This is a genomic window from Shumkonia mesophila (assembly GCF_026163695.1).
Taxonomy (GTDB): Bacteria; Pseudomonadota; Alphaproteobacteria; order Rhodospirillales; family Shumkoniaceae; genus Shumkonia; species Shumkonia mesophila.
In genome coordinates this window covers 1-24,869 of sequence record NZ_JAOTID010000024.1, presented here as the reverse complement: position 1 = coordinate 24,869, position 24,869 = coordinate 1, and the positions used below count along the sequence as shown (strand labels likewise).

Annotated in this window: 23 protein-coding genes and 1 pseudogene; 15 read left to right on the top strand and 9 right to left on the bottom strand. The window is 62.7% G+C overall.

Going from position 1 to position 24,869, the window contains the following annotated elements; all coding sequences use genetic code 11:
• Positions 1–4: 4 nt before the first annotated feature.
• From ODR01_RS23545 to ODR01_RS23520, 6 genes are read right to left on the bottom strand one after another with little or no spacing between them, the layout of a single operon-like run.
• Positions 5–1,459: an alkaline phosphatase family protein gene (locus ODR01_RS23545; protein WP_316980161.1), complete on the bottom strand. Its 1,455-nt coding sequence runs from the start codon at positions 1,457–1,459 to the stop codon at positions 5–7.
• Positions 1,460–1,463: 4 nt separating this feature from the next.
• A complete protein-coding gene (locus ODR01_RS23540) occupies positions 1,464–2,180 on the bottom strand; it encodes a glycerophosphodiester phosphodiesterase (RefSeq protein ID WP_316980160.1) in 717 nt (238 codons plus the stop codon).
• Positions 2,174–3,211 carry an ABC transporter ATP-binding protein gene (locus ODR01_RS23535; protein ID WP_316980159.1) on the bottom strand — a complete coding sequence of 346 codons (1,038 nt, stop codon included), beginning with the start codon at positions 3,209–3,211 and terminating at the stop codon, positions 2,174–2,176. Before ODR01_RS23535 ends, ODR01_RS23540 begins: the two co-directional genes overlap by 7 nt.
• Positions 3,205–4,182: an ABC transporter ATP-binding protein gene (locus ODR01_RS23530; RefSeq protein ID WP_316980158.1), complete on the bottom strand. Its 978-nt coding sequence runs from the start codon at positions 4,180–4,182 to the stop codon at positions 3,205–3,207. Before ODR01_RS23530 ends, ODR01_RS23535 begins: the two co-directional genes overlap by 7 nt.
• Before the next feature lie 55 nt (positions 4,183–4,237).
• Positions 4,238–5,860, bottom strand: a complete 1,623-nt coding sequence (locus ODR01_RS23525) for an ABC transporter substrate-binding protein (RefSeq protein ID WP_316980157.1) — start codon at positions 5,858–5,860, stop codon at positions 4,238–4,240.
• Between the two features lie 36 nt (positions 5,861–5,896).
• Positions 5,897–6,775, bottom strand: a complete 879-nt coding sequence (locus ODR01_RS23520; RefSeq protein ID WP_316980156.1) for a MurR/RpiR family transcriptional regulator — start codon at positions 6,773–6,775, stop codon at positions 5,897–5,899.
• A 610-nt stretch (positions 6,776–7,385) separates the two neighbouring features.
• Here ODR01_RS23520 and ODR01_RS23515 point away from each other — a divergent pair.
• From ODR01_RS23515 to ODR01_RS23470, 10 genes are all read left to right on the top strand, one after another.
• Positions 7,386–8,198, top strand: a complete 813-nt coding sequence (locus tag ODR01_RS23515) for a transporter substrate-binding domain-containing protein (RefSeq protein WP_316980155.1) — start codon at positions 7,386–7,388, stop codon at positions 8,196–8,198.
• 121 nt (positions 8,199–8,319) lie between these two features.
• Positions 8,320–9,033 (top strand): amino acid ABC transporter permease, encoded by a 714-nt coding sequence (locus ODR01_RS23510; RefSeq protein ID WP_316980154.1) that lies wholly within the window; start codon positions 8,320–8,322, stop codon positions 9,031–9,033.
• Positions 9,033–9,689, top strand: a complete 657-nt coding sequence (locus ODR01_RS23505; RefSeq protein WP_316980153.1) for an amino acid ABC transporter permease — start codon at positions 9,033–9,035, stop codon at positions 9,687–9,689. The genes ODR01_RS23510 and ODR01_RS23505 overlap by 1 nt, the downstream gene beginning before the upstream one ends.
• Positions 9,670–10,410, top strand: a complete 741-nt coding sequence (locus ODR01_RS23500) for an amino acid ABC transporter ATP-binding protein (RefSeq protein ID WP_316980152.1) — start codon at positions 9,670–9,672, stop codon at positions 10,408–10,410. Before ODR01_RS23505 ends, ODR01_RS23500 begins: the two co-directional genes overlap by 20 nt.
• A 39-nt stretch (positions 10,411–10,449) precedes the next feature.
• Positions 10,450–11,241, top strand: a complete 792-nt coding sequence (locus tag ODR01_RS23495; protein WP_316980151.1) for a FadR/GntR family transcriptional regulator — start codon at positions 10,450–10,452, stop codon at positions 11,239–11,241.
• Between the two features lie 140 nt (positions 11,242–11,381).
• On the top strand, positions 11,382–12,179 hold the full coding sequence (locus ODR01_RS23490; RefSeq protein WP_316980150.1) for an HpcH/HpaI aldolase family protein: 798 nt from the start codon (positions 11,382–11,384) through the stop codon (positions 12,177–12,179).
• 164 nt (positions 12,180–12,343) lie between these two features.
• On the top strand, positions 12,344–13,936 hold the full coding sequence (locus ODR01_RS23485) for an FGGY-family carbohydrate kinase (RefSeq protein WP_316980149.1): 1,593 nt from the start codon (positions 12,344–12,346) through the stop codon (positions 13,934–13,936).
• 27 nt (positions 13,937–13,963) lie between these two features.
• A complete protein-coding gene (locus ODR01_RS23480) occupies positions 13,964–15,613 on the top strand; it encodes a hypothetical protein (RefSeq protein WP_316980148.1) in 1,650 nt (549 codons plus the stop codon).
• Positions 15,614–15,653: 40 nt separating this feature from the next.
• A complete protein-coding gene (locus tag ODR01_RS23475; RefSeq protein ID WP_316980147.1) occupies positions 15,654–16,475 on the top strand; it encodes an SDR family oxidoreductase in 822 nt (273 codons plus the stop codon).
• Between the two features lie 119 nt (positions 16,476–16,594).
• Positions 16,595–17,497 (top strand): N-acetylneuraminate lyase, encoded by a 903-nt coding sequence (locus ODR01_RS23470; protein WP_316980146.1) that lies wholly within the window; start codon positions 16,595–16,597, stop codon positions 17,495–17,497.
• Between the two features lie 261 nt (positions 17,498–17,758).
• Here ODR01_RS23470 and ODR01_RS23465 read toward each other — a convergent pair.
• Positions 17,759–18,247, bottom strand: a pseudogene (locus tag ODR01_RS23465) (DDE-type integrase/transposase/recombinase); the annotation flags it as partial.
• A gap of 462 nt (positions 18,248–18,709) precedes the next feature.
• Between ODR01_RS23465 and ODR01_RS23460 the strand changes: the two are divergent.
• The 4 genes from ODR01_RS23460 to ODR01_RS23445 all read left to right on the top strand — a co-directional run bounded on the left by ODR01_RS23460 (position 18,710) and on the right by ODR01_RS23445 (position 22,941).
• Positions 18,710–19,687: a Bug family tripartite tricarboxylate transporter substrate binding protein gene (locus tag ODR01_RS23460; RefSeq protein WP_316980145.1), complete on the top strand. Its 978-nt coding sequence runs from the start codon at positions 18,710–18,712 to the stop codon at positions 19,685–19,687.
• 71 nt (positions 19,688–19,758) lie between these two features.
• Positions 19,759–20,271 (top strand): tripartite tricarboxylate transporter TctB family protein, encoded by a 513-nt coding sequence (locus ODR01_RS23455; RefSeq protein ID WP_316980144.1) that lies wholly within the window; start codon positions 19,759–19,761, stop codon positions 20,269–20,271.
• Between the two features lie 11 nt (positions 20,272–20,282).
• A complete protein-coding gene (locus ODR01_RS23450; protein ID WP_316980143.1) occupies positions 20,283–21,779 on the top strand; it encodes a tripartite tricarboxylate transporter permease in 1,497 nt (498 codons plus the stop codon).
• An 88-nt stretch (positions 21,780–21,867) separates the two neighbouring features.
• A complete protein-coding gene (locus tag ODR01_RS23445; RefSeq protein WP_316980142.1) occupies positions 21,868–22,941 on the top strand; it encodes an isocitrate/isopropylmalate dehydrogenase family protein in 1,074 nt (357 codons plus the stop codon).
• A 25-nt stretch (positions 22,942–22,966) separates the two neighbouring features.
• Here the strand turns inward: ODR01_RS23445 and ODR01_RS23440 are convergent, their stop codons facing one another.
• Entirely contained in the window at positions 22,967–23,950 is a 984-nt protein-coding gene (locus ODR01_RS23440) for a D-2-hydroxyacid dehydrogenase (RefSeq protein WP_316980141.1), read from the bottom strand.
• A gap of 53 nt (positions 23,951–24,003) precedes the next feature.
• Positions 24,004–24,675 carry an aspartate/glutamate racemase family protein gene (locus tag ODR01_RS23435; protein WP_316980140.1) on the bottom strand — a complete coding sequence of 224 codons (672 nt, stop codon included), beginning with the start codon at positions 24,673–24,675 and terminating at the stop codon, positions 24,004–24,006.
• On the opposite strand from ODR01_RS23435, the gene ODR01_RS23430 reads away from it, so the two are divergent.
• On the top strand, positions 24,674–24,869 hold a 196-nt coding region (locus ODR01_RS23430; protein ID WP_316980139.1), incomplete at its 3' end, for a hypothetical protein. The genes ODR01_RS23435 and ODR01_RS23430 overlap by 2 nt on opposite strands.

Genomic DNA, 24,869 nt, shown 5'->3' with positions numbered 1-24,869 from the left:
CGGACTATTCCACCCATTGGCGCGCCAGATAGCGGGCGCCGTTGACTTCCCACGTGGCGACGGCGTGGCGGCGGCCGCCGCGGTGCACCGCCTGGATGGTTTCGCGCGGCGGCGGCGGTTCGACGCAGCCCGCCATGTAGGCCTCGGTCAGGGGCCGGCCGTCCATCGCCGTCTTTCCCCGGATGCCGAGGAGGTCGAGCACCGTCGGCGCCACATCGATGATGCCGCTCGGCCAGGGCGAGACGTAGCCGCTCTTGAAGAGGGAACCGCCGGCCATCAGCACGTTGTTGATTTCGTGGATGTGCAGGCCTCCGTGTACGCCGCCGCCCTGGGGAACCGCGTCGTCGAAGAAGCAGCCGCCGGCGACGCCGTCGCCGTCGAGGCCGTCGTCGGTCGCCATGACGAAATAGATGTCGGGGGCGCGCGCGTGGCGAACCCGCGCGACGTCCCGGCTGAAGGTGCCGGGAACGGCGGACCCGTCGGCGCCGGTCCACACCGAGTCGATCCAGGGCTGGGCGTTCAGGGCCTCGACCATGGCGGCGGTCAGGCGCGGGGCTTTATCGCTCACCCAGACGGCGCCGGAATAGCCCGAACTGAGGACATAGTCGGCGCCGTTGAGGAACGTCTGGTCGATCTTCAATCCGTGCAGCGCCTCGCGGACCGGGACCTTTTCGCGGGCGACGATCTGGCCGTGGTCCGACAGCATGAGGATCTGCAGGTGGTCCCCCAGCCCGGCGGTCCGCCGCCAGTCCAGCAGGATGCCGATCTGATCGTCGAGGTCGCGCAGGGCTTGGCGGGCCTCCGGCGAACCGATGCCCTTGTAGTGGAAGGTGCTGTCCGGGTCGGTGTACCACAGGACCGAGACGTCGGGGCGGAAGCGTGGGAAGACGTGCTCCAGGAAAATGCGGGTCTGCAGGCGGGTGCGTGCCGAGTTGGGCCGGCCGGCCGGTGGGATTGGCCCGAAGGCGGCGAGCACCTCGTCGGCCACGGCGTGCGGGGTTGACGCCGCCCATTCCCGAAGGCACAGACTGACGTGGCCGAGTTGGGGGGCGCGCGGATTGACCAGCCGTGTGGTGCCCGCCGATCCGCTGCCGACCACGGCCATGCTGAGACCGGTGGCGGCGACTGCCTCGCCCAGGCTGGGCGCGGTGATGAATCGGCCGTTGAAGACCGTCTCGGCTCGCGTGATGTCCTCGAACTGGCCGGTGTGGAAAAGGCGGTCGGCGTAGAGGCGGGGGTCGAAGAACTGGTTGGCGATCACGCCGTGGCGATCCGGCATGCAGCCGCTACCGAGGGCGGCCGAATTGACCCGGGTCTCCGATGGGAAGACCGAGCGGCTTTTCACGAAGTCGCTGCCGGCGGCGCGGAAGGCGGCCAGGTTGGGCATCAGTTCGGCCGTCACCATGTCGCGCCGCATGCCGTCGAGAACGACGATGAGGAAAAGGGGATGGCTCGTCATGTCGTCATATCCCTCCGGCCAGGGAACGGCGCGCCATTTCCGGGTCGTTGAGGATGATGCCGTCGACGCCCTGCGCCACCAGTCCGGCAACCCGCCCGGGCTCGCAATGACCGGCTGCCTCGCTTGCCGACCGCAGGCCGCAGGTCACCCAGGCCCGGCAGCCCGTCCGATGGATGGCGGCCAGCCGGTCGTCGATCACGTCCTCCTCCCACAGGCGGATGATGGTCGCACCGGCCTCGGCGAAGGATTCGATCGTCTGGTCCTTCGGCATGAAGGCAAGGATGTCCCGACAGGCCCGCCGGGCTGCCAGAGTCTGGCAGTCCCTGACGCTCCGCACCCCCTGCACGATGGCGTCGCGCATGCCGGCGCGGGCCGCCAGGACGGCGAGGCGCGCCTGCATGTCGGGCCCCGCGATCTTGACGTCGAGGACGACGGCAACGCGCCCTCGGGCGAGATCCAGGACCTCCTCGAGGGCGGGAACGCGACCGCCGCCCTCCAACGCGATGCCGCGTAGCGCATTGAAGTCGGTATCGGCGATCGCGTCGGGACGACCGGCCCGGCGTTGCAGCGTCGGGTCGTGGAAGCAGACGACGACGCCGTCACGGGTCAGGCGCGGATCGGTCTCGATGAAGTCGGCGCCGGCGGCGATGGCCGCTTCGAACGCTTGGAGCGTGTTCTCGGGACGGGCGGCGGAATGGCCCCGGTGGGCGGCGATCAGCATGATTCCCTCCCGCCGTCGGCCGGAAGGGCGGGCCCCACGTCGCCGGCGAAGTGACAGGCCGCCGCGTGGCCGGTGCCCAGCGGTCGCAGCGGCGGAACCGTGGCGCGGCAGACGTCGGCGGCGAAGCGGCAGCGCGGATGGAACCGGCACCCCGAGGGTGGGCGCAGCGGGCTAGGCGGCTCGCCCGCCAGCACCAACCGCTGGGCGCGGCGCGCCGGGTCGGGCACCGGGATGGCCGAGATCAGCGCCTGCGTGTAGGGGTGGGAGGGGGTGCGGAACAGGTCGTCCCGCGAGCCGATTTCGACGATCTGGCCGAGATACATGACGGCGACACTATCCGAGATGTGGCGAACCACCTTGAGGTCGTGGGAAATGAACAGGTAGCTGAGGCCCAGTTTGTCTTGCAGGGTGTCGAGCAGGTTGATGACCTGGGCCTGGATGGAGACGTCGAGGGCGGAGATCGGCTCGTCGCAGACGATCAGCCGGGGCCGCAGGATGAGGGCGCGGGCGACCACCACCCGCTGCTGCTGGCCGCCGCTGAGCTCGTGCGGATAGCGGCTCTTGATCTCGGGCGGCAGGCGGACGGCGGCGATGGTTTCGTCCACCCGTTCCCGGCGCTCGGCGGCGGTCCCCTCGTCGTGGATGTCGAGCGGTTCGCGCACCTGGTTGGCGACCGTCATGCGGGGATCGAGGGCGCCGCTCGGGTCCTGGAAGACCATCTGCATCTCGCGCTGCAGGCGGCGCAGCTCGGTGGCGCTGGCAGTGTGAACGTCGCGTCCCCGGTAGAGGACATGACCGTGCGTCGGTCGGTCGATGCCGAGCACGATGCGCCCGATGGTCGATTTGCCGCAGCCGCTCTCGCCGACCAGGCCCAAGGTTTGCCCTGCCTCGAGGGTGAAGGACACGCCGTCGAGGGCATGGACGACGTCGGCCGGCACGAAGGGGCGGCGCGCCGGTTTGCGGAAATGCCGGACCACGGCCTCGACCCGCACCAGTGGGTCCACGACGGGACGGAATTCGTCGTTCAGCATGGGCCACTCTCCGACGGATGGTGACAGGCCACCGAATGGCCCGCCCGCACGGCGCGCAGGGCGGGGACGGCGGCACAGCAGATGTCGTCCGCCCGCGGACAGCGGGGGGCAAAATGGCAGCCAGGCAGGCGCTCGAACGGCGACGGAATGGTTCCCTCGATGGGGCGCAGCCGTTCGTCGCCGTCGTCCATGCGCGGCAGGGAATCGAGCAGGCCCACGGTGTAGGGGTGGAGGGGCCGGGCGAACAGATCGCCGACCGCCGCGGTTTCGGCCACCCGGCCGTTGTACATGACGACCACCCGGTCGGCCATTTCGGCGACCACCCCCAGGTCGTGGGTAATCAGAATGATGGCCATGCCGAACTCGCGCTGAAGCTGGCGCAGGAGGTCGAGGATCTGCGCCTGGATGGTGACGTCGAGCGCGGTGGTCGGCTCGTCGGCGATGACGATGCGCGGCCGGCAGGCCAGGGCCATGGCGATCATGACCCGCTGGATCATGCCGCCGGAAAGCTGGTGGGGATATTCGCGTAGCCGCTTCTCGACGCCGGGAATGCCCACCACCTCGAACAGACGGCGCGCCTCCTGCCAAGCCTCGCCACTTCCCATGCCGCGATGCAGCGTCAGGCACTCGACGATCTGGCTGCCCACCGTGTGGACCGGGTTGAGCGACACCATGGGGTCCTGGAAGATCATGGCGATGTCCTTGCCACGAATTTTTTCCAGGTGCGTTTCCTCCAGGCCCAGTAGATCGATGCCATCGAACAGGGCGGCGCCGCCGACCACGTGGCCGTTGGACGGCAACAGGCCGGCGACGGAGAAGAACGTCACGCTTTTGCCGCAGCCGCTTTCGCCAACCACGCAGAAGGTCTCGCCAGCGGCAACGCCCATGGAGACGCCGTCGACGGCGTGGACCAGCCCCTCGTCGGTCTGGAAGACGACCGACAGATCCCTGATTTCCAGTAGGAATGACATGGTGAACGGAACCGGAGGCCGCCCGCGACGGACTGCCCCCGGTTCCCCGTTTCTGCTATTTGAAGGTCAGGTTGTAGGGACGGAAGTCCATGAAGTACTGCTCATAGGGCTTCCACTGGACCTTCTTGTTGACCGCGTAGACCTCCAGCGGGCTGTACAGGATGGTCATCGGCATCTCGTCCTCGAAGATGTCGAGCATCCTCTGGAAGGCCTTGGCGCGGGCCGCCATCTCGGTGCCGGTCTCGACGATGCTCTCCAGGTTGTTGAATTCCTCGGGCGGGGTCCAGTACTTCGTCTTCCTCTGGACGGCCGAACGGGCGCCCCAGTTGACCAGCAAGCTGCCGATCGGGTCCGGCAGGCGGAAGGTGTTGGACCAGGCGTAGACCCCGACGTCGGGCGTGCGGACGCGGTCGAAGTTTTCGGCCATCTTGAGTTCGACGTTGAAGCCGACCTTCTTCCACATCTCCTGGACGATCTGGGCGGCCTCCATGCCATTCAGGTAGTAGTTGGGGATCATCCGGTAGTCGATGGCCTCCCCCTTGTAGCCGGCCTCTTTCAGCAGGGCTTCGGCCTTTTCGGGGTCGTAGACGTAGCCGGAGCGGTCCTTGTTGTAGAGTTCGCCGAATTCCGGCAGCTGGTGGCCGTTGGGGATGGTCGTCATGCCCGTCCACAACGTCTTGACCAGCAGTTGGCGATCGATGGCTAGGCTCAAGGCCTGCCGGACGCGCTTGTCCTTGAGTACCGGGTGCGTGGTGTTGAAGACGATGAGGTGGACGTTGTCGAGGACCACCGGCTTGAGTTCGATGTCGTCGTAGCGCTTCAGCACGTCGATCTGATCCGGCGGGATGTCGACGGCGATGTTGAATTCGCCGCTGACCAGACCGGCGATGCGGGCCGCCACCTCGGGTACCACCCGGAACGTCACCTTCTTGGCGGTGGGCTTGCCCATGAAGTAGTCGTCGAAGGCCTCGAGCTCGATGAAGCCGTCCTTGCGCCAACTCTTGAACTTGTAGGGGCCGGTGCCGACCGGGTTCCAGCGGATCTCCTTGAGGGCCGTCTGTTTCCAGTCCTTTTGCTGGTCGGTCGGCTTGCCGGCGTTTTCCTTTTCGACGCGGGCCTTGATGCCGAGCCACTGGCGGGCGTTGACGACGAAGGAGGCATAGGTGGACAGGCGCTTTTCCAGGATGAGGTCGGGCTCGGCGGTGGTGAAGCGGACGGTATAGGCGTCGATCTTCTCCACTTTCTCGAGGTGGCCGAAATAGGGCCGCCCGTAGGCCAGGGCCGAATCCTTGCCCCACAGCCGTTCGGGCGAGAAGGTGAAGACCACGTCGTCGGCCGTCATCTCGTCGCCGTTGTGGAACTTGACGCCCTTGCGCAGGGTCAGTTCGAGGGTCCGCGGGTCGATACGCTTCCATGCGGTGGCGAGGCCGGGAACCAGGCGTGTGTCGCCGTTCGGCATGGGGTTGAGGAAATCCCAGCGGATCAGGGTGTCGTACATCGAATAGACGATGCGGACGTCGACGTTGCCGTCGCGCTCGGCCGGTTCGAGGGTGCGGGCCAGGGAATTGACGGCAACCACGACCTCGGGGCGGTCGTCCGCCATGGCGGTGGCGGAAGAAAGCGCTACGCCAGCGACAGCCAGGGCCGCCATCGTCGTTTTCCATCGATTGCGGTTCATGGGCACGTTTTCTCCATTGTCACTTCGGTTGGGGGTTCAGCCATTTTTCGCGTGGCTCTTGTTCACGTATTTCTCGCAGAGTTCCGAATAGCAGCCGAGGGCGGCGAGGGACCGGCCGTCGTCGCATTTCGAGATGCTGAGGATCAGGGCGTTGCAGATCGCCATGGAGACCGTCAGCGAGAAGGATTCGCCGCCGCGCCGCCGGTAGGCGGCCAGCAGGAAGTCGGGTTTGGGACGGATGGTGAGACCGACGATGTCGCTGATGAGCACCGAGACGGCGCCGGCCTTGTGCGCGTGTTCGAGGAGATGCTCCAGACCGGGCGGCATGGCGAAGAACGAGAAGGCGATCACCACGTCGCCCGGCCGCAGGAGAGCCGCGTGCTCGGCGAATTCGACGCCGTGCTGGGTCAGCAGCGTGTTGCGGTAGCCGGAGCGGCGCAGCCGGCACCCCAGGAGATGCATGAGGGAAACGGCGTGCCCCTGCCCGAATAGAAGGACGTGGCCGCCCCGGGCGATGGCCTCGGCAACTTGGTTGATCGTTGTTTGCGGGACGTGGTGGCGCAGTTCGCCCAACGAGCCGATCTCGCGTTCGATCACCTCCTCCAGGAAGGAGCCTTCCGCCGACTGAGAAACGCGGTCGCGCACGCGGGCCGAGGCGTCTGAAAAGCACAGCAGGTCGTCGCGCAACACCGCCCGCATTTCGGGAAATCCCGCGAAGCCCAGCTTGCGGGCGAGCCGGATCACGTTCGACGCGTGCACGCCGGCGCGACCCGCCAGTTCGGCTGCGGAAAGAACGGCGCCTTCCGCCGGATTGCCGAGAATTTCCTGGATCAGCAGCCGGTCGGTCTTGGTCAGTCGATCCTCGGACCGTTCGATGATCTCCTGAAGTTTTTCCAGTCCACCCTGTTCGTTCAACGGGGCCTCCTCCCTGTTTTCGAGGCTGACTGTATCCGCGCGTGAGCCGCGCGGCCACTTTTTTTGCAATTATTAATGCAGATTTCATATATTTGCAATATTTATTGCAATATTATGACACTCACAACTTGCGACTCAACGCGCCTTCCATAGGCAGACGATGGACCGTCTTATTGTGGTATGGCGGGACCGGTGGCCCACGACGAGGATCGCCAGCCTGCCTTCTTCGTTGAACGTCCGCTTCAGGTTGGCTGTGCCTTGTCCGAAAATGGCACGATTCGGCCGACGCGAGTATTCAAGATGCCAACCGTATTCCTGGAATGGGGCGGACGTTGCAGGGGCTCAAGGCGGCGCCGCTACAACTCCTCTTGCAGGGCCTGCCAGCGGAATTCGGCGCGGAACCATGAAGGCGATACGGGGGTTGCCATCCATCAAGATCTGTGTTTACATCCCCCCACTCATGTCATCTGTCATAAGCAATAAGATGCCAGATGCCGTGAGTGGGAGAAGAGTATTTCGTCATCGATAGCGGCTTCGTCGGCTTGCGGAAGGGTGCCGTCGCATCCCTGGGGCCGACGGTTGTCAGGAACTTTCTCTGGGAGGTGTTGCTATGCATCTAGCGAGTATTGTGAAGCGCAGCGTTTTCCTCGCTGTCTTGGGAACGGCTTCCCTTTTGGCTTTCTCGGCGGCGGACGCGCAGTCCATCGACGAAATTGCCAAGAAGGGCCGAATTTCCATCGGTGTGCTCACGGGGGCGCCGCCTTACGACAGCGTCGACAAGAATGGAAACATCGTCGGCTATCATGTCGATGTAGCGCATTTGATCGGCAAGGAACTCGGCGTCGAAGTCGACATCGTGCCGGTGAATAATTCCTCGCGCGTCGCGGCCCTGGAATCGAAGCGCATCGACATTCAGATTGCCCAGACGACGCCAACGCCCCAGCGGGCGAAGGTGCTGATGTTCACGTCTCCCTATGGGAGTTATCAGCTGAGCATCATCGGCAAGAAGGGCGATGTCATCACCAAGCCCGAGGAAATGGCGGGAAAGAGCGTTTCGGTGCCGAAGGGAAGCATCCAGGACATGACCCTGAGCGGCATGAATATTCCCAATCTGACGATCGTGCGCTTCGATGACGATGCCACGGCCATGCAGGCGCTGGTTTCGAGCAAGGTCGACATGACCGGCTCTCTCGCCGTCATGGCGATGGATTTTCTGAAGCGCGAGGGATTGAGCGAAAAATTCGAAGTGAAGTTTCCGCTGCAGACGCGGTACTTCTCCATCGCCGTGCGCAAGGATGCGTTCGAACTGCATCAGTGGCTCAACACCTTCCTGTTCTGCATCAACATCTCCGGCGAGCTTGACGACCTGCATCGCAAGTGGACCGGGGTTCCGATTCCGGGCGGGCGGCTTCCCTCGTTCTGAGGTCGTTCGCATTCCCACGCCGAATGGTCGATTGGGAGCGTGATCGCTCCCAATCCCATTCGAAGTGCAAGTCTCGGTCGCGGTCAAAAACAGGGCCTTCCGGAAAAGAAGATCGAAGCGCATGGAATACGAAATGCATTTCGCGCCTGTTTTGGCGTATTGGCCCCACTTTCTGACGGGTGCGGTGCAGACACTCGGCCTGACCGGGGGGGCGGTCTTCTTTGGGCTGACGATCGGCTTGTTCGGGGCGATCGCCCGGGACAGCCGATCGAAGGCCGTCGCCGGCATCGTCGCCATTTATGTCGAAATCGTTCGCAACACGCCCATGCTCGTGCAGATGCTGATCTTCTTCTTCGCGCTGCCGATGGTGGGGATTCAGATTTCGGCGACGGCGGCGGCCCTAATGTCCATTTCCTTCAATCTTGGCGCCTACGCGACGGAGATCATCCGCGCCGGCATCGTCGCCATTCCTCGAACACAGATCGAGGCCGGCCTGGCGCTCGGTATGTCGCGGTTCCGCGTCATGCGCCACATCGTCATCATTCCGGCGCTGCGCATCATCTTTCCGGCGCTGACAGGGCAACTGACGTTGACCCTTCAGGGGACGAGCATCGCCTCGGCGATCTCCGCCGCCGAACTGACGAGCGCCGCCTCCTTCGTCGAGTCGATAACGTTCCGCAGCCTGGAAACCTATATCGTCCTGGCAATCGTCTACATCTGCCTGACGTTTCTGTTTCGTTTGATCTATTGGCTCGTCAGCTTGGTTCTTTTCAGGCGGAAAAGAAGTCTCAACCTCGAAAAGCTGTCCGGTTCGCCAGTCATGGGAGCGCAATAGTGTTACAGACATTTGGTTGGGACGGATTCCTGTTTCTGGTGCGGGGCGCCGGGTGGACTCTTGCCCTGTTCCTGTCCTCCATGGTCGTCGGCAGTCTTCTCGCGCTTCCCCTGTCCATTCTGCGGGTTCTAGCGCCCAAGCCGATCCGGCTGCTGGTCGCCGGCTATATCGAGATCGTTGAGGCGACCCCGCTTCTTGTCCTCATCTTCATCACCTTCTTCGGCCTCAGCTTCCTGGGGTTCCATTTCCCGCCGCTGACGGCCGCCGGCGCGGCTCTTTCCCTGTATACGGCCGCCTATTGCGCCGACATCTGGCGCGGCTGCATCGAGGCGATTCCGCGTCAGCAATGGGAGGGCGGCCGGGCGTTGGCTCTTACCCAGGGTCAGCAGTTGCGCTACGTCATTCTGCCCCAGGCGTTCAAGATCGCCCTCAGTCCGACCGTGGGCTTCATGGTCCAGTTGCTCAAGAACAGTTCGCTGACTGCGCTGATCGGATTTGTCGAATTGACGCGCGCCGGGCAGATCATGAACAACATGACGTTTCAACCATTCCGCGTCTTTCTCACGGTCGCCGCGATCTATTTTGTCATGTGCTACCCGCTGTCGCTGCTCAGCCAAAAACTAAGTGGAGGAGAGAATGCCCGCCGTGCAGGTTAAAGACGTCAAAAAGGTGTTCAGCACCCTGTGCGTGCTGAACGGCGTCTCGTTCACTGTCGAGGAAGGCGAAGTCGTGGCGCTGATCGGGCGCAGCGGGTCCGGCAAAAGCACCATGTTGCGGTGCATCAACGGCCTTGAGCACATTCAGGAAGGCGAGATCATCATCGGCGACCATAGGATCACCGCGCAAAGCAAGGATCTTCGCGCGCTGCGCCAGGATGTCGGCATGGTCTTCCAAAGCTACAACCTGTTTCCGCACCTGACGATCGCCGAAAACATCGCGCTTGCGCCCCGCGTGGTGAAGAAGATGAAAAAGGCGGAAATCGATCCTTTGGTGGACGCGTCCTTGAAACGGGTCGGCCTGCTCGACAAGAAATGGTCCTATCCCGACGAACTTTCCGGGGGGCAGCAGCAGCGCGTCGCCATCGCCCGTTCGTTGGCGATGAAGCCGAAGGTGATCCTTTTCGACGAAGTCACCTCGGCGCTTGACCCCGAACTCACCGGCGAGGTGCTCAGGACCGTGGCCGAATTGGCGCAGGGCGGCATGACCATGATCTTGGTCACCCACGAAATGGGATTTGCCCAGAGAGTGGCTAATACGACGATTTTCATGCATGAAGGCAAGATATGGGAAAGTGGGCCGTCAAAAGAATTTTTTGCCAGTCCGAAAACGGAAGATCTGCGCAATTTTCTTTCCGCCAGCGTCGAGTCGGGGAAATAGCGCGGATGATGGGCCCCGCAGCAAACAGAGAGAAGACCCGTGAGCTTATCTCCAGATCAAGAAACGCTTAAGAGGCTGGTCAACGCGAGCGTCGGTGGCGTGACGGAGCGCAGCAAGCTTTACGTGCGCGTCGTCGAGTCCTTCGAGTCCGCGATCCTGTCCGGCCAGATCGAAATCGGCGATCGGTTGCCTTCGGAAGCCGAAATCGCCAAGGCGTTCGGCATCAGCCTGCGGTCCGTCCGCGAGGCGCTGCATGTCCTGGAAACCAAGGGCCTGCTCCGGCGCAGGCATGGTGAAAGAGCCATCGTCGTTCGGGACGACATTGGCGAGTTCCTGGGCACTCTGGCGGTGACCGTGCGGCGGCTGTTCTCGCAGCAGCCGGACTATCTCGTTCAGTTGATGGATGTGCGGCGGATTATCGAGGTCGAAGTCGTCGGGCGGCTTTGCGAGGAGAACATCGCGATCAACCAGGAGGTGGAGGACGCCGTGCAAAACATGCGGCGTGCCGCCGACCAGGGAGACATCGGCAGCTTCGATAATTTCGACGCGGCATTCCACCTCGGCTTGGTCCATTCGGTGGGAAACGAGATCCTGAATGTCTTCTACGACAATCTCTTTACCTTGATCGTGGGGGTCATTCGCGTCGCCAGCCGGGTTCCCAGGAAGACGTTGGATGATGCCTATGCCGAGCACGAGGAAATCTATCAACTGATCAAAACACACGACGCCGTCGGCGCGAAGGCGGCGATGAAGCGGCAGATCGATGGTAGCGCGGGCTATCTCCAGACGGCGTTGAACGAGGAAAACCGCCGGAAGGAAAGGGGAAAATAGTGCCCGGGCCCAATTTCCTGACGCGCCTTTCCGGGATGGGTACGCGATAACGGGCGAAACCAACCGTAGGCGTCTTCCTCGCCCTTCGGCGGGGTGTTTATAAATGTTGAATAAATTCATCATGTATTGGAGGTCGTTCCATGACTGAGCAGAAGAAAGGCATTAAAGAAAAGCTTGGGAGCGGCAAGCCGACGTTCGGTATCACCATGTATACGTGTACAAGCTCCGTTGTCGAGATCGCCGGAAACTGGGGGTTGGACTTCGCATTCATCGATGCAGAGCATACCGCTTTTCAAATCGATGGCGCGATGGAGAAGCTCATCCTTTCGGCGAAGATATCCGGTATTTCGCCTCTTGTCCGCGTGCGCGGTACGATCGAATGGGATATCCGCAAATCGCTCGAACTGGGCGCGGACGGCGTCATCATTCCTCAGGTCAACACCGCCGATCAGGTTCGCGCCATCGTCCGGGCTGCGAAGTTTCCGCCGCAAGGGCGCCGGGGCGGCGATGGGTCGGTTCGTTCCGCCGGTTTCGGCGGGCCCGGCTTCAAATGGTCGAGCTATACCGAGAATGCCAACAAGAATACCCTGGTCATTCCGATGGCAGAAAGCTACGAATTCTTCGACAATATCGACGAAATTCTTGCGGTCGAAGGCATCGACGTCATCAATTACGGGCCGGCCGACTATTCGCTTTCCCGTCTGATTCCCATCGACTACTCCATGTCCAATCCGGAGGTGAACGATCGTCTCGACGAGCTGATCGAGAAATGTCACGCGCGCGGCATCAAGGTGATGGCTCCCTGCATTCCGCCGACGGCTGAGAATGCGGCCAAGTTGGCCGCCAAAGGCGTGGACATGATCATCATGGGCAATGACGTCATGTTCCTGAACCAGGGATGCCAGAAGGCCTTCGAAGCCGCCCGGGCCGTTTCCTAAGGCTCATCCGTTTCGCGGATGTCCCCTGCGTTGCGGGGGGGCATCGGAAACGGCGGACGCTCATCCGACAGTTCCTCGGCGCTTGCGTCCCCGGCGCGGCATCGCGGCCGGGGACGTGTCGGGGAACCGGCGCGTGGTGCCTTCACGAGCGGAAGAGGTCGAACATGGCACGAAACGAGTATTTCATCGGGGTCGATGTCGGCTCGGCGAGCGTGCGGGCCGGGGTCTTCGATGCGGCGGGAAATCGGGTCGGTTTCGCGACCCGTCCCATCAGCCAGCATCGCCCGCGGGCCGATTTCGTCGAGCAGTCGTCATCCGAAATCTGGGAGCGTGCCTGCGGGGCCGTAAAAGAGGCGGTGGCGCGGGCCGGCATCGGTGCAGAGCAGGTTCGTGCCCTGGGATACGATGCCACCTGTTCGCTGGTCGCGGTCGACGAAAGGGGGCGAGGCGTCTCGGTCTCCGAAACCGCTGAGCCCGAGCACGACATCATCATGTGGATGGACCATCGTGCCGGCGAAGAGCAGGCCGAGATCAACGCCACGAATGACGACGCTCTGCGTTACGTCGGCGGCCAGGTCAGCGTCGAGATGGAACTGCCCAAGATCCTTTGGCTCAAGCGCCGGCTCCCGGAACGTTACCTCCGAACGTGGCGGTTCTTCGATCTGGCCGACTATCTGGTTTGGCGCGCCACCGGCAGGGACGTGGCGGGGGGATGCGCCCTGACATGCAAATGGAACTATCTCGCCCATGAAGGCCGCTTCAGCGAGATGCTTCTGAGCGCGGTTGGATTGACGGATGTCCTGACCAAGATCCCGCAAACCGTACTGAAACTGGGGGAAAAGGCTGGTCACATCACTGCGGAAACGGCCGAGCGATGCGGGTTGACGACGGATGTCGTCGTCGCCAGTGGAATCATCGATGCCCACGCAGGCGGACTGGCGCTCGTCGGCGGACATCCGGATGGCCGCCTGGCGGTGATCAGCGGCACATCCAACTGTCACATGATCGTCAGCCGCCAACCGATACCGGTTCCCGGCGTGTGGGGCCCTTATTGGGAGGCGATGCTTCCCGACTGGTGGCTGAACGAAGGCGGTCAAAGCGCTGCCGGCGCGCTTGTCGAATGGACGATCCGCCAGGGCGACGCGTGGCCGGCCTTGCAGGCCGAGGCGGCGCGGCGCGAATGCAGCGTCTATGCCGTGCTCAACGAATGGACCGCCGATCTCGAGCGGCGCGAGCCGTTTCCGACGCGGCGGCTCCACGTGCTGGGCGATCACCACGGAAATCGCTCCCCGCGCGCCAATCCTCGAGCACTCGGGGCCATCTACGGATTGACGCTGGAAGAGGGCGCCGACGCCCTGGCGCGGCTGTATTTGGCGACCCTCCAGGCAGTCGCTTATGGAACGCGGCACGTGATCGACGCGATGCGCGAGGCGGGCCACCGGATTTCCCATTTATCCCTGTGCGGCGGTGCGACGAAAAACCCGCTGTGGGTGCGCGAATACGCAAACGTCACCGGCTGCGACATCCAGCTTGCCGCGGACGAGGATGTCGTGACGCTTGGTGCGGCGGTGCTCGGTGCGGCGGCCTGCGGCCAGTTCGCCTCCCTTCCCGAGGCGGCCGCCGCGATGGCGCATTCCGGCGGGACGGTCGCGGCGGACCCGAGTTGCCGCGCCTTTCACGACGCAAAATACCGCGTCTACCTTCAAATGTACGACGATCTGCAGCGTGCCGAACGCGAAATGCGGTGCGTGTACTAGACGATTCTGCCTGTCGAGGAATATGCCATGTTGAAGTTAAGCCTTCCTCAGTCTCCGATACCCTTATCCGTGGGCGACAAGGAGGTTCTCGTCGTTGCCAACGGGGATCTGCGCGAATCCGCCAATACGACCTGTTGGCCTACGCAGCGGGCGTTCGAGGAAAAGCTAAAGAAGGCACTGGAGAAGTTCGGCTACCGCATGAAGCGCGCCCATCCGGTCGACCCGGTGCGTGGCCACGGCTTTATCAGTTGCCAGCGCCAGGGCTGCGACATCTTCGCGACTATCGATCCGGACGCCCCGATTATCGTCCTGCTGACGGTGTGGCAGTATTCGCACCATGTGGCACCGTCCCTAGCCCATCATCGCGGTCCGATCCTTCTGCTGGCCAATTTCGAAGGCATGTGGCCGGGCTTGGTCGGCATGTTGGGCATGGCGGCCAGCTTGGGCAGCCTCGGCCGGAAATACGCCCGGCTATGGTCGGAGACCTTCGACGATGCATTTTTCTATCGCGGCCTGGAGTCATGGCTGCGGGACGGCGACGTCGTGCATCGAACGGATTACCTGCGCGACGTGAAGCCGACCCATCCGGTCGTGGCCGGGCCGGCCGGGCAGATCGGACGGCAGGTTGCGGAGTATAGCCTTCGCCACAAGGAGATCGTTGGGCTCTTCGACCCATTTTGCATGGGCATGATCAATGGCTTCTTTCCGGTGCGGGCCATGGTCGATATCGGCATGCCGATCGAGGTGTTGTCGCAATCGGCCCTTCTCGTCGAGATGGAGAAAGTCCCCGTTGCGCTGCGCGAAGCGTGCCTGAGCTGGTACGAACAGCGCGGCATGACCTTCAAGTTCGGCAAGGACAGGACGACGGAGCTGACGCGCGACCAGGTGCTCGAGCAATGCGCGATGATGATCGCCATGGCGCGCTTCGTGAAACGGTTCGGCCTTTCCGGCGTCGGCGTACAGTATCAACAAGGACTGAAGGACAGCTGTGCAGCGTCGGATTTTGCCGAAGGCGCCATCGGCAATGCCGATCGTTTCCCCATTCCCGACGAGAACGGCGAGGTCATTTGGCCCGGAAAGCCCATTCCCTGCGTCAACGAGGTGGATATGGGCAGCGCCGTCCCGCAACTGATGCTGAACCGCCTGTTGGACGCGCTCGGCATGCCGAGCGAAACCACGTTGCACGACGTGCGGTGGGGCAGTGTTTACGGCGGGACGTTCTATTGGGACTTGGAAATCTCCGGCGCCGTTCCGTTCGCCCATTTGAAAGGCGGTATCGCCGGCGCGACCGGATACCGACAGACCCCCATGTTCTTTCCGTATGGCGGCGCGACAATCGCGGGGCAGGGCAAGGCCGGGCGCTTCATTTGGGCGCGGGCGCACTACGAGGGAACCCGCGTGATTATGCATATCGGAACCGGCTCGGCGGTCGAATTGCCGAAAGACGAGTTCGAGCGCCGTCGCCGCGCCACCAATTACGAATGGCCGTTGCTGAATGCGACGCTGGACGGCGTCGGGCGGGATGACCTGATGGCCGGCCATCAGAGCAACCACCTGACCATCGCCTACGTGGATGGGGAAGCGCTGCCCGACGTGTTCAGGGCGTTCGTATCGCAAGCGTTGACCCAAGGAATCGAGGTGAAGGTGGCGGGCGACGCAATCCGGATTTTGTCGTGAACCAAGAATTGCTTCCGAATTCCATTTGCAGGAGATGACGATGTCAGACGATCTATTTTCGCTGAACGACAAAGTGGTGGTCGTTACCGGCGGATTTGGACAAATCGGTAAGGAACTTTGTGGATCTTTTCTGGGGCGAGGGGCGAAAGTCGTCATCTGGGGAAGGCGACAGATTTCCGATGCCCAACTCGCCGATGCCTTCGGCGAGGCGGTGGACCGTGTCGCCGCCTACAGCGTCGATATCGCGAAAAAGGCTTCGATCGTCGAGGTTTTCGAAAAGACCAGGGAGGCCTGGGGCGTGCCCCATGTCCTGGTGAACAACGCCGGAATCGATACGCAGCCGAGCGCACCGCCCGAGGTCAGCGGCCCGTTCGAGGAATTTCCCGAGGCGGTCTGGCGCGACGTGATCGATGTCAATCTGACCGGGACCTTCCTGTGCTGTCAGATCGTCGGCGGCGCCATGGCCCAGGCGGGACGGGGGTCGATCATCAACATGGGTTCCATTTACGGCATCCTGTCGCCGGTCCAGGACATCTATGCCTACAAACTCAAGAAGACGGGGCGGGCCTTCACCAAGCCCGTCGCCTACAGCGCATCGAAGTCCGGCCTTTACAATCTGACGCGCTATCTCGCCACCTATTGGGGTAGGAAGGGCGTCCGGGTGAACATCCTGACCGCATCGGGCGTTTTTCGGGAGGATCAGGACAAGGAATTTCAGGAGAACTACTGCGCGAGGATGCCGATCGGCCGTATGGCCCGGCCGAGCGAATACAATGGCGCGATGATCTTTCTGGCCTCCGACGCCTCCGTCTACATGACCGGCGCCAATCTTGTCGTCGATGGCGGCTGGTCTGCTTGGTGAGGGACAGCCTCGGGAAGGAGGCGGGCAGGGCTTCCGCGTGGTTTCGGCGCGCTGCTCGCTTCCGTTTGCTTCGCCGTTCGGCTTTTTCCGTGCAATCGAGGACGGGCTTCTAGAGAGCAATGATGAAAAATCTGTCGGGACTTTACGCGGCCTTGGCCACGCCCTACACGGAAGACGATGCGATCGACGCGAACGGGCTGAAGAGCCTCGTAAATTTCATCCTTTCCCATGGTGTGGACGGAATCTACGTGGGGGGCTCCACGGGGGAGTCCCTGTTGCAAACCCCGGAGGAGAGGGAGGAGGTTCTTCGCCTCGTCGCCGGCGAATGCCGGGGAAAGGCGCCGGTCATAGGCCATGTCGGGGCGTTGGGCACCAAGGAAAGCAAAAGGCTGGCCAGGGTCTGCGCCGAGGAAGGCTATGTCGCCGTTTCGGCGATTCCACCAGTTTACTACCCTCACAGCAAGAAGGGCATATTCACGTATTACAGCGAAATCGTCGGGGCCGCCTGTGGCGTGCCGCTGATCGTCTACAATATTCCCGCGATGAGCGGGGTGAAGTTCACGCTGAAAGACCTTGGTGAACTGCTTTCCATCCGAAACGTCATCGGCGTCAAACAGACGGTCGTGGATATGTACCAGATGGAACGGATTCATCGCCTGTTTCCGGACACCCTGTTGCTGAACGGTTACGACGAATGTTTCCTGGCGGGGATCGCGTCCGGCGCCCAGGGAGCCATCGGCAGCACCTTTAACATGATGGGTTGGCGCTATAAGAAACTGTGGGCTTTGTTCAAGGAAGGAAGGAACGAGGAAGCGCTGCAAGTTCAATCGCGATGCAACGCGATCATCGATGTGCTGGTCGAGGCCGGCGTTTTCCCCGGGATCAAATTCATACTCCACCGTATGGGGATCATCGGCTCGCCATATTGCCGTGCGCCATTTACCGCAGTCGACCCCATCTACCACGACACTTTTGCCGCCCTTGCTGACGGGTTGATCGAAGAATCGCGACAGGTGTCTTGAACATCTAAGTCGGGGATTGGCGCGGTTGTTCACCCCGAGCAACTGATCGTGCTGGACGATCGAAGATCTGTGCAATGGCCGGCTGGCACCTGGGCTACGGCAAGTGGCCGGAATGTGGCCTTCGGTCTCAAGGTAGCAAGGGGTGGAGACCCGGCTGGCAGCCTACGTCGACAACATTGAGGGAGGTTTCATCGAAAAGCCTCGGCCAGCAAGCTCTTTGTCGTTTCCCTGCCAACCGGTTGCCCGCTCCGCATAGGGGCGGTCCTGGGACCAGCGCAGGATCGTCATGCTGGTCGGTTCCGTGCCGTTGTTGCTGACCATCATCAGCGGCTTGCCACGGCCGATGATCAAGGCATCCAGTTCACGGGCGACGCGGATCCCAGACAGCGAGGTTTCGGCCACCAGCGCCAGGCATTCCCGGGTGAAGTCGTCAACCACCGTGAGGATGCGAAAGCGCCGCCCATTGGCAAAGGTATCGGCCACGAAGTCGAGCGACCAGCGCTGGTTCGGCCCCCGCGGAAGCATCATCGGCGCCCGGGTGCCCAAGGCCCTCTTGCGGCCGCCCCGGCGCCGGGCCTGGAGCTTTTCCTCGGCGTAGAGCCGCCGCAGCTTCTTCTGGTTCATGATGAGGCCTTCCCGCACCAGCAAAAGATGAAGGCGCCTGTAACCGAACCGCCGCTGCTGCCGCGATAACTCCCGCAGCCGCGTCCGGATCTCGCCGTCGTCCGGCCGTCGCGACCGGTAGCGCATCCCTCCCGCGAAGCGGGTTCGTACAGGGGCGCATTTTTGCCGCCCCCGGTCAGGATGTCGGACAAAATACAAAAATCCACTTTGTATCGTTTTTTTCCTCAACGACCCACCCGCCTGCCGAAGCGGAAACCTACGAGAATGTAGCGGAGATGGCATTTGCTCAGTCTAGAATAATCATTCAATAACAAATCGCTAATTGCATATGTCACATCGGTTCAGCGGACGAGCGTCGACCTGGGCATCGCTGGGGCATGATTCCTTTTGACAAGATTGGATTTTTTGCAGTAAAAATTGACTGATAAGAACGAACGTGGGAACAGGCGAGGGACCGCAATCATCCCGTCAAAGGGTGTTTCGGTGCGGGAAACCAACCGATGAAGCGATCCGGCTTTGTTGTGATCTGAGCCAGACCGGCACGAGAAGCACTGGCTTGGTTGGATTTCACTCTGTGGAGGTAATGCGATGAAGTTGCTCAAGGCATTGTGTGTCACGACCGCCCTGGTCATGGCTTCGGGCGCCGTCCAGGCGGAGAAGCCCTATCCGAATCGGGCGATCGAAATCGTCGTGCCGTCGGGAGCGGGCGGCGGGCAGGATACGATGGTCCGCCTGATCCAACCCTGGCTCGAGAAAGATCTGGGTGTTTCGATCCGGGTGACGAACGTCCCCGGTGGCGCCCACACCAAGGGCATCATCTATGCGAACAATGCGCCGGCCGACGGCTACCTCATTCACTGCGAGAGTCCGTCCGGCCTGATCGCCGACGTTTTCAAGAAGATGCCGTTCAAGTTCAGCGAGGCCTTCGTGCCGGTGGCAAACCTGCAGAAGGATACCGGCATCCTGTGGACCGGCGGCAAGGGCCGCTTCAAGACCATTCAGGAAATGATCGACTTCGCCAAGAAGAATCCGGGAAAGGTGACCGTGACCATCGCCTCGCCGGGCGGCGTGGACGACGCCGGCGTCGGCTACTTCGCCGATCTCGCCGGGATCAAGCTGGCCGTCGTGCCGTCTGACTCCGGCGGCGAACGGATGGCCTCGGTCATTGCTGGCCACGTCGACCTCATGTACGAGGAGGCAAGCGCCGTCGGAGACATGATGAAATCCGGCAACATCATTCCCCTTGTCGTCTTTGCTGATGAACGTCTGAAAACGCCGGAGCTCAAGAACGCCACGGCGGCTGGCGAAATCGGTCTGAAGGGGTGGGACGGCATGGGTACCTGGCGCGGCTTTGCCGTCAAGAAGGGCACCCCGCAGGAGGCGATCGACCGGCTCCAAGTCGCCTTCAAGAAGATCTACGATTCCCCCGAATACCAGAAATGGGCCAAGGAGAATGCGCTTGACGTGATCCCCGGCTGGATGGACAGCAAGCAGTTTGCCAAACTGTGGGAGGAGAGCGTGGCAAGGTTCGCCAAGGTCTTCACCCAACTCGGGCGCATCCAATAACATTCCGTGACGGCCGCTGCCCGGTTCGCGCAGCCGGGTAGCGGTCTTCACTTGCCGGAGTTGCTTCCAAAATGGTGGCCGAAAAATCCTCCAAAAGAACGCTGGTCGAAGAACTGACCATCCATGCCCTGATCTTTGTGGTCATGGTGGTGCTGTTTCAGGAATCGCGGACTTTCCCAGTTTTGAACATCGGCGGAAACCTGGGGGCGGCATGGTGGCCGCAGCTCCTGCTGGGATTGGGCATGGTTATGACGGCGGCTTCCGCCATCTCAGTCGTGCGCAAAAACCTCCGCGGACCCGGCGGAAAGGGAAAAGTGAGCTTGACCGAGGTGAAGAGCCTGAGCCTGTCGACGGCCATTTTCGTGGCCTTCCTGCTGGCTATCACCGTAGTCGGTTTTCTCGGTGCCGTGCCGGTGCTGGTATTTGGATTCATGTATCAGCTCGGGGCGCGGAAGCTGTGGATCCTGATTGCGGCTTCGTTCCTCGCTAGTCCGGTGTTCGCGGTCATCTTCGGGCGTCTCATGGAAGTGCCTCTCCCCCGCGGTATGGGGCTGATGCGGCTCTTCAGCTTCTATTTCTATTAGGGAGAACGGCTGTGGACGCAATTATCCAGGGGCTGCTGAGCGGCCTTGCGCCAACCAACCTCATGTTCGCCTTCCTGGGTTGCGCCAGCGGCATTCTGTTCGGCGCGCTGCCGGGGATCAGTTCGGCGATGGGCGTCGTGCTGCTGCTGCCCTTCACCTACCAGATGGACGGAATTCCGGCGATCATCCTGCTGGTTTCCAACTTCTGCGGCTCGACGTTCGGCGGTTCGGTCACGTCGATCCTGTTCGCCACGCCGGGAACGCCGGAGTCGGTCATGACCGTGCTGGATGGCCACCCGATGCACAAACAGGGCAAGGGTGGCAAGGCCCTTGGCTTGGCCACAAGCGCCTCGATCATGGGCGGCCTCTTCAGCGCAACGATGATGGTCATCCTGGTGGTGCCGCTTTCAAAGGTGGCGCTGGAATTCGGCCCGGCCGAATACGTCGCCCTCGGCATCCTCGGCATGACGGCGATCGCCGGTTTGGGCAGCGGATCGCAGTTGAAGACCCTGATCAGCGGGGTGCTGGGCCTCGTACTCGCGACCTTTGGGACCGACGAGATCACGGGCATCACCCGCTTCAACTTCGGATCGGCCGAATTCGTCAATGGCATCCACTTTATCCCGGTGATGATCGGCGCCTTCGCCCTTTCCGAGGTCTTCATGCAGGCCATGGAAAAGATTCAGCGGCACGACCTGTCGATGACCAAGAAGGTCAAGGTCGAGTTCATGACCTGGGTCGAGTTCCTTCGCTACAAGTGGGTGATCCTCAAGTCCGCCGTGATCGGCATGGTAGTCGGTGTCCTGCCGGGGACGGGCGGCACCATCGCCTCGGTTCTGGCCTACAGCGAGGCGGTCCGCTCTTCGGAGCAAAGTGAAAAGTTCGGAACCGGCATGCCGGAGGGGGTCGTTGCCCCGGAGACCGCCAACAACGCGTCGACCGGCGGTGCGCTGGTTCCCACCCTCACCCTCGGCATTCCCGGCAGCGGCACCACGGCCGTCATCCTAGGGGCTTTTATCGTGCATGGCATGCGGCCGGGCCCGCTGCTTTTCATCAGCCAACCGACGCTGCTTTACGCCGTCTTCATCTCGATGATCATCGCCAATATCATGCTGTTCTGGGGCGGCATCTACGGCGTACGGATTTTCGCTCAGGTCTCCCGCTTCCCGTACTTCCTGCAGGGGCCGACGATCCTCTTGCTATGCTTCATCGGTTCTTTTGCCCTGGGCACAGACATGATGAACGCCTGGATCATGCTGCTGGCAGGAGTGGTGGGCTTCTTCATGAAGAAGTACGGCTTCAACATCGCCGGTTTGGTGCTGGGCCTGGTGCTGGGCGAGCTGATCGAGGCGAACATCCGAAAGATGATGATCATCGCGGGCGGAGACTGGTTGGAACTGTTCCTGCGACCGATCGCCGGACCGATCTTCCTGCTTGCCTTTGGGGCAATGATGGTTCCCCACGTGAAGAAGTGGATAAGCATCAGGAAAATCCAGACCGCCGAATGACCGGCCCTTCGATCCTCCGGCGCGTGGCGCCGGAGGATCTGTTTCCCCATGCCCCTCAAGACAATTGCTGCAAGCGAAGGCTGCCAACATGAAAATACTGTCTCTTCCCGGCGATGACATTGGACCGGAAATCACGGCGGGTGCCCTGCTGTCCGTCGATTCGGCGAACAGCCTGTTCAACCTGGGCCTCGAGATCGTCACCAGGGAGGTCGGGATGGCGAGCCACCGGAACTCCGGGACGACCATGCCGGAGTCGGTGGTTCAGGAAGCGCTGGCAGCCGACGGCGTGATCATGGGGCCTGCCGGCATCACCAACTATCCTTCCATCGCCGACGGCGGCATCAACGTTCCGGCGACCATTCGCAAGCGCCTCGACCTGTTCGCCAACGTCCGGCCCTTCAAGGCGCGCCACGGCATCCCCGACGCGCGGCCGGGGCTGGATCTCGTGTTCGTGCGCGAGAACACGGAAGGGTTCTATTCCGACCGCACCATGTTCGCCGGCTGCGGCGAGTTTATGCCGACGCCGGACGTCGCCCTGTCGGTGCGTAAGATCACGGCGCAGGGATCGCGCCGGGTCGCCGAGTACGCCTTCCAGCTTGCTGCCAAGCGCCGTCGCAAGGTGACGGCCATCGGCAAGGAACATGTACTGAAGCTGACCGACGGGCTGTTCATGGGCGAGGCCCGCAAGATCGCCGCGCAATGCCCCGACATCGAGTTCGGCGAGATGGACGTCGATGCTTTCGCGGCGTCGATCTACTCGCGGCCCGCGCAGTTCGACGTCATCGTCATCACCAATATGTTCGGCGACATCCTCTCCAACCTCGGCGCCGCGATGGCGGGGGGGTTGGGATTGGCCGGCGCGTTGAACGTCGGAAAGGATCACGCGGCGGCCAATGCCGGCCACGGTTCCGCCCCCGACATTGCGGGCAAGGACTGCGCCAACCCGAGCGGCCTCATCGCCTCGTGCGCGATGCTTCTGGAATGGCTGGGCGAGCGAAGCCAGCGTTCCGAGTTGGTGGCGGCAGGCAAGTCCGTCCAGCGCGCCCTCGACGACATCCTCACGGGCGCGCCGGCGTCGCGCACCGGCGACCTCGGTGGGGCCGCCGGAACGCGGGCCTTCTCGCAGGCCGTGGCGGCCCGGGTGTCGACGGCCGGACTGTAGATCCCGGCGGCCTTGAGCGGCGCCGTCAGAAGGCGCCGCTGACGACGTTTCGCGGGCGGCCTGCGACGAAGGCTTCGATGTTGCCGATGAGTTGGTCGGCCAGGGCCTGCTGGGCCTCGCGGCTGGCCCAGGCGACGTGCGGCGTCAGGATGAAGTTGGGCAGGTCGAGCAACGCGAGGAGCGGGTTGTTGTCGGCGGGCGGTTCCGGCGGCGTCACCACGTCGAATCCGGCGCCGGCGATCAGCCCCTCGCGCAGGGCCGTCGCAAGGTCGGCCTCGTTGACGAGGCCGCCGCGCGCCGTGTTGATGACGATGGCCGATCGTTTCATGCGCCGGAACTCGGGCATGGCGATGGTGTTCGCCGTCTGCGGCAGCAGTGGGCAGTGCAGGGTGATGACGTCGGCCGTCTCGATCACCTCGTCGAACGGCGTGTAGAGCGGCCCGAGGCCGGAGACGCCCTTGTGCGCGGCGAACAGCGGTTTCATGCCGAACGCCTTGCCGATGTCCGCCACCGACTGGCCGATCGAGCCCTCGCCGATGATGCCCAGCATGTTGCCAGCCAGTCCGCTGATCGGATGGCTGAAGAAACAGAACTGTCCAGAGCGCTGCCACTCTCCGGCGATGACATCCTGGCGGTAGCCGATCAGGCTGCGCTTGAGGGCCAGGATCAGCGCAAAGGTGTGCTCGGGAACCGTCGAGGTTGCGTAGTTGCGGATGTTGGAAATGACGACCCCATGCCCGGCGCAGTAAGCCTTGTCGATGCAGTCGGTGCCGGTGGCCGCCACCGCGATCATTTTCAGTCGAGGGAGCCGAGCAAGCGTTTCGGCGGAAAGCGGCACCTTGTTGTCGATCAGGATGGTGGCCTCGCGGGCTCGTTCGACGACCTGCTCCGACGTTGTCTGTTCGTACTCCCGCCAGTTGTGCTCGAAGCCGGGGCGGCGAACGACGATCTCGGGGGCGATGGTCTTGCGGTCGAGGAAGACGATGTGGTGGGAGGAGGGCGCGGACATGGCTCTTTCCGTCGGTCTGGTGGACAGGGGTGTCGGTTCGGTCGGGGGGCGGGTCACGCCTTGAAATGCCTGGCCATGGCCTCGATGCACAGGGCTGTGTTGCCGAGGACGGGCATGCCCAGCGCCTGTTCGAGTTCGGGCGCGAGGTGGGCCATGGAGGCCTGTCCCAGGACCAGCACGTCGTAGTCGCGCGGCAGCTTCATGGCGCCCTCGACGACGCAACGGTCATGGCCCTTCTTGTCGCCGTTCCGGCGCATGGCGTAGGCCTCGTGCTCGATGTGGGTGGTCACGGCGACGCGCCGGCCAGCCACGATCGCCTTGTCTTCGATGACGCTTTTGACGCCGTCGATGGCCGTCTTGCTGGTGCAGATCAGCAGGATCCGCTCGCCGAGCTGGACGGCGCGCTCGGCCGCCGGCTCGTCGATCTTGAGAAGGGGAATGGAGAATTCCGTGCGTAGCGTATCGGCCGCGGGAGAGATGGTCGCGCAGGTGTAAAGCACCAGGTCCGCCCCGGCATCGCGGGCCAGTTCGGTCTCGATCCGAACCCGGCGAAGAAGCTCCGGCGTCAACCCGCCTTGCCGTTGCGCCTCCTTCACCAGGCTTTCGTCGACCATGTGGAAGTTTTCGACCCGCGGGAGCCTTTCGGCCAACAGGGCCTTGAAGACGTCGACCAGGAAGGGGGCCGTATGGTGAAGGGCGATCGTCGGCTTTCCGTCGGTTGTCATGTCTGCTGCCTCCGATGTGCACGCAGGTCTCTGGAAGTCGGGGAGCCGCCGGTTACGGATCGGTCGAAGCGCGATCTTCCCGGCGGTTCCCATTTACCGCACCTGCGCGGCAGTCTCAGTGGATGTCGTCCTGTTCGGCGAAGGCCTTGCGCAGGTCGGCGACCGAGAAGCCGGGCTTCTGGGCGGCCCCGATG